This is a genomic window from Kitasatospora sp. NPDC054768, from assembly GCF_053612025.1.
The window spans coordinates 1-3,882 of record NZ_JBSHBN010000310.1; the positions used below are offsets into that span (position 1 = coordinate 1).

Below are 3,882 nucleotides of genomic sequence, written 5' to 3' on the forward strand. Positions count from 1 at the left end.
GGCGAAGTGACGTGAGCCCGGCCGCCGGCCCGCCCCGCGCGAGGGGAGGGCCGGCGGCCGGGTCATGGTCTCGTTCGGGTGAACACCGGGAGGGTCGCCGCAGAACACGGGATGACCCTTCGAAAAGCCGGTGCCACTGTCAGTGGCGCGTGGCAGGCTTCCCGGTATGACGGCGTGGACCCTCAACGACATCGAACGTGCGATCCGCTCCTCCTGGGGTGTCGACACCTGTGCGCCCGAGGATCTGGCCCACTGGCGTCCCGACAATCCCGCCCGCGGCCAGTGCGGGGTGACGGCGATGGTGGTGCACGACCTGCTCGGCGGCGAGCTCATGATGGGCGAGGTGTACGTCGACGGGGTGCGGACGGACCTCCACTGGTGGAACCGTTTCGCCACCGGCTTCGAGATCGACCTCACCCGTGAGCAGTTCGGGCCGGACGAACTGGTCGGCCCCGGCCGCCCGGTGGCCCGGCCGGCCCGCCCCGGCCGGCTCCAGGCCCAGTACGAGCTGCTGCGCGGCCGGGTGGTCGCCGAACTGGAGCGCGGGGCGGCCGACGACCGCACCCGGATGCCGGCCCGCGCCTGCGCGTGAGCCGCTGCCCGGCCGCCGGTGCGCCGCCCGGTTCACCGGTCGGCCCGCGGGCGTTCTGACGTACAGTCGGTCGTGTACGAGCAGGTGCGGCGACGGGAGTGCGGGGATGACCGGGCGGACGATCGGCTTCGTGGGGCTGGGTTCGATGGGGCGCGGCATGGCCGGCAGCCTGCTGCGGGCCGGCCACACCGTACGGGTCTGGAACCGCTCGCCCGGGCCGGTGGCCGCCATGGTGGCCGAGGGCGCGGAGGCGGCCGACTCGCTCGCCGAGGTGTTCGCCGCCGACACGGTGGTCTCCATGCTCGCCAACGACACGGCGGTCGAGCGGCTGCTCGACCCCGCGCTGCTGGCCGGCGCCGCGGCGACCCTGCACGTCAACATGGCCACCGTCTCGCTCGCGCTCGCCGAGCGGGCCGAGGAGCGGTACGCCGAGCACGGCATCGGCTACGTCGCCGCGCCCGTCCTCGGCCGTCCGCCGGTCGCGGCGGAGGGACGGCTGAACATCCTGGTCGCGGGCGCGCCCGAACTGCTGGAACGGGCCGAGCCGCTGTTCGCCGCGATGGGCGAGCGCACCTGGCACTTCGGTGAGAGCCCCCGGCAGGCCAACACGGCCAAGATCAGTGCCAACTTCCTGATCGCCTGCGCGATCGAGTCGATGGCCGAGGCGTGCAGTCTGGCCGAGGCGCACGGCGTCCGGCCGACCGACCTGGTGGAGATGCTCAGCGGGACGCTCTTCCCCGGGCCGATCCACAGCGGCTACGGCTCGATGGTGGCCGAGCGCCGCTACGAGCCGGCGGGGTTCCGGCTGCCGCTCGGACTCAAGGACGTCGGCCTCGCGCTGGAAGCGGGGGCCGCGCGCAACGTTCCGCTGCCGTTCGGCAGCATCCTGCGGGACGCCTTCCTGGACGCGCTGGCCCACGGCGACGGGGACAAGGACTGGGCGGCCGTCGCGGCCGTCGCCCGCCGCCGGGCCGGACTGCCCGACTGACCGTCGGCCGGGCCGCCCCCCGGTCCGCGCCCGGTGCTCCGCGCCCGCGCTTTGGCATGGGCGCGGAATAAACCGGCGTTCGGGGGCTGCTCACTCCTGGGTCCGCACCGTATGCACGACGGAGGAGTCCTGATGGCCGATCAGCCGTCCGGCGCCGGGGCACCGCGCCGTTTCCTGTTCCTCGACGCCAGCGCCCGCGCCGACGGCAACTCGGCCCGGCTCGCCCGGCTGGCCGCAGGGTCGAGCCTGCCGGCCGGTGCCGAGCAGCGTTGGCTGCGCCTCGACGAGCACCCGCTGCCGCCCTTCCGGGACCTGCGGCACACCGGCGACGGCAGCTACCCCGAGCCGGCCGGCCACGAGCGGACGCTGCTGGACGCGACCCTGGCGGCCACCGACCTGGTCTTCGTCGCGCCGCTGTACTGGTACTCGCTGCCGACCAGCGCCAAGCTCTACCTCGACCACTGGTCGGCCTGGATGCGGGTGCCCGGGGTGAACCTCAAGGCCCGGCTGGGCGGCGGCACGCTCTGGGGCGTCACCGCGCTCGCCACCGAGGACGACAAGGCCGAGCCGCTGATCGGCACCCTCCGGCTGACCGCCGAGTACATGGGGATGCGCTGGGGCGGGGTGCTGCTCGGCAACGGCAGCCGCCCGGGCGAGGTGCTGGACGACGAGCGGGCGGTGATCGCGGCCAAGTCGTTCTTCGCGGACTGAACCCCGGGCCGGGTCCGCCCGCGCAGCGCGGCACCGACGGCTACGGCTGCCCCGGCCGACAGGGCGTCGCGCGCGTCCGCCCCCGGCCGCCCCCGCCGCCGGGGGCCGTGCGCTACCGTCCTTCGGACGTGTACCCGTCACGCGGCACCCCGGCGGTCGACTCGGGGCAAGGTGCAAAAGCCTTACCAGTGGCCAGAGTTGGATGATTCGGGCACTTCGCCCCCCGGTTCGATTCGTAGCGTGCCACCCGCCTTCCGGACCGGTCGGGTCGTTCGGTACTCTCCGTCGGACTTTCAGCTTCGCGGGGGGTACGTGGCGTCTGCGGCCGCCCCCTCGCGCCCCGGGCCTCGCCCGGACACTTCCGTGAGGTCTCCTTGTCCATACGTCGCAGTCTTGCCCTTGCCGGAGCCGTCGCGCTCGCGTCCTCGCTCGTCCTGGCCGGCGCCCAGGGCGCCATGGCCGTCGGTGCCACCGGCACCCCGTCCGCCGCCGCGCAGCAGGCCGACAAGGCGTCGCACGCGAGCCTCGACCTCTCGCTGAACGGCGTGCCCGGCACCTTCATCGCCGGCGGTGACGCCCGCGAGTTCACCTTCAAGGTCGACAACAGGACGAAGCACGACTTCGTCTTCATCCCGCTGCTCAAGTTCAAGAACAAGGCGGGCTCGCTCCAGGCGAAGGACCTCAAGGTCCAGTACCGGCTCCCCGGGGGCGAGTGGCAGACCGCCGTGGTCGCCCCCGACCAGAGCGGGGAGAAGAACGACTCCGTCCTGATGATGCTCGGCACCCTCGACGGGGCCGGCAACCCGGTCGCCGACGACCTGCTCGGGGTGAACCGCGGCAAGAACGTCCCGATCAAGGTCCGGGCGTCCTTCACCGACGGTGCCCCGCTCGGCCGGGCCGGCGTCGTCCCGGTCGTCTTCGCCGCCGAGCTCGACGACTCCAGCCACCAGCCGGTCGACAACGGCCACCTCAGCTGCGAAGGCGGCGTGGGCTTCGTCATCAAGGCGCACGGCGGCGGCAAGCCGTCCCCGACGCCCACCGCGTCGCAGACCGGCAAGCCCAGCCCGACCCCGACCCAGACGGGCAAGCCCAGCCCGACCGCGAGCAGCTCCTCGTCGGCCACCGCGACCGCCACGCCGACGGAGAAGCCGACCGAGACGCCCACCGGCAAGCCGACCGAGAAGCCGACCGAGAAGCCCACCGAGAAGCCGACCACCCCGGCCACCGGCGAGCCCTCCGGCTCGGCCACCGCCCCGGCCCCGGCCGAGAGCAGCGGCGACGCCGCGGGCCCGATCGACTTCCCGGTCGTGCCCCCGGTCATCACCCCGCCGCCGCTGACCCCGGCCGCCGTCGACAAGGCCAAGGCCGCCGCGGACGGCAGCGACAAGGCCCTGGCCCAGACCGGTGGCGGTGACAACACCACCGCCATCGCGGCCGCCGGCGGCGCCGTCCTGGCGGCCGGTGTCGGCACCCTCGTGGTGCTGCGCCGCCGCAAGTCCGCCCAGCAGGGCTGACCCGCAACGCACCGACGCCCGGGAGGGCCGGGCCGCGGCTGATGCCGGCCCGGCCCTCCCGGCGTTCCCGGGCACGC

Annotated in this window: 4 protein-coding genes; all 4 read left to right on the plus strand. The window is 74.4% G+C overall.

What is annotated here, in order from left to right; all coding sequences use genetic code 11:
• Positions 1-166 precede the first annotated feature (166 nt).
• Complete coding sequence (locus ACWGKU_RS40670) at positions 167-592, plus strand: YunG family protein (protein ID WP_359897774.1); 426 nt, start codon at positions 167-169, stop codon at positions 590-592.
• Positions 593-698: 106 nt separating this feature from the next.
• Positions 699-1,580 carry an NAD(P)-dependent oxidoreductase gene (locus tag ACWGKU_RS40675; protein WP_359897775.1) on the plus strand — a complete coding sequence of 294 codons (882 nt, stop codon included), beginning with the start codon at positions 699-701 and terminating at the stop codon, positions 1,578-1,580.
• A 132-nt stretch (positions 1,581-1,712) separates the two neighbouring features.
• Complete coding sequence (locus tag ACWGKU_RS40680) at positions 1,713-2,291, plus strand: flavodoxin family protein (protein ID WP_452179067.1); 579 nt, start codon at positions 1,713-1,715, stop codon at positions 2,289-2,291.
• Positions 2,292-2,665: 374 nt separating this feature from the next.
• A complete protein-coding gene (locus ACWGKU_RS40685) occupies positions 2,666-3,805 on the plus strand; it encodes an LPXTG cell wall anchor domain-containing protein (protein WP_452179066.1) in 1,140 nt (379 codons plus the stop codon).
• The last annotated feature ends 77 nt before the right edge of the window (positions 3,806-3,882 follow it).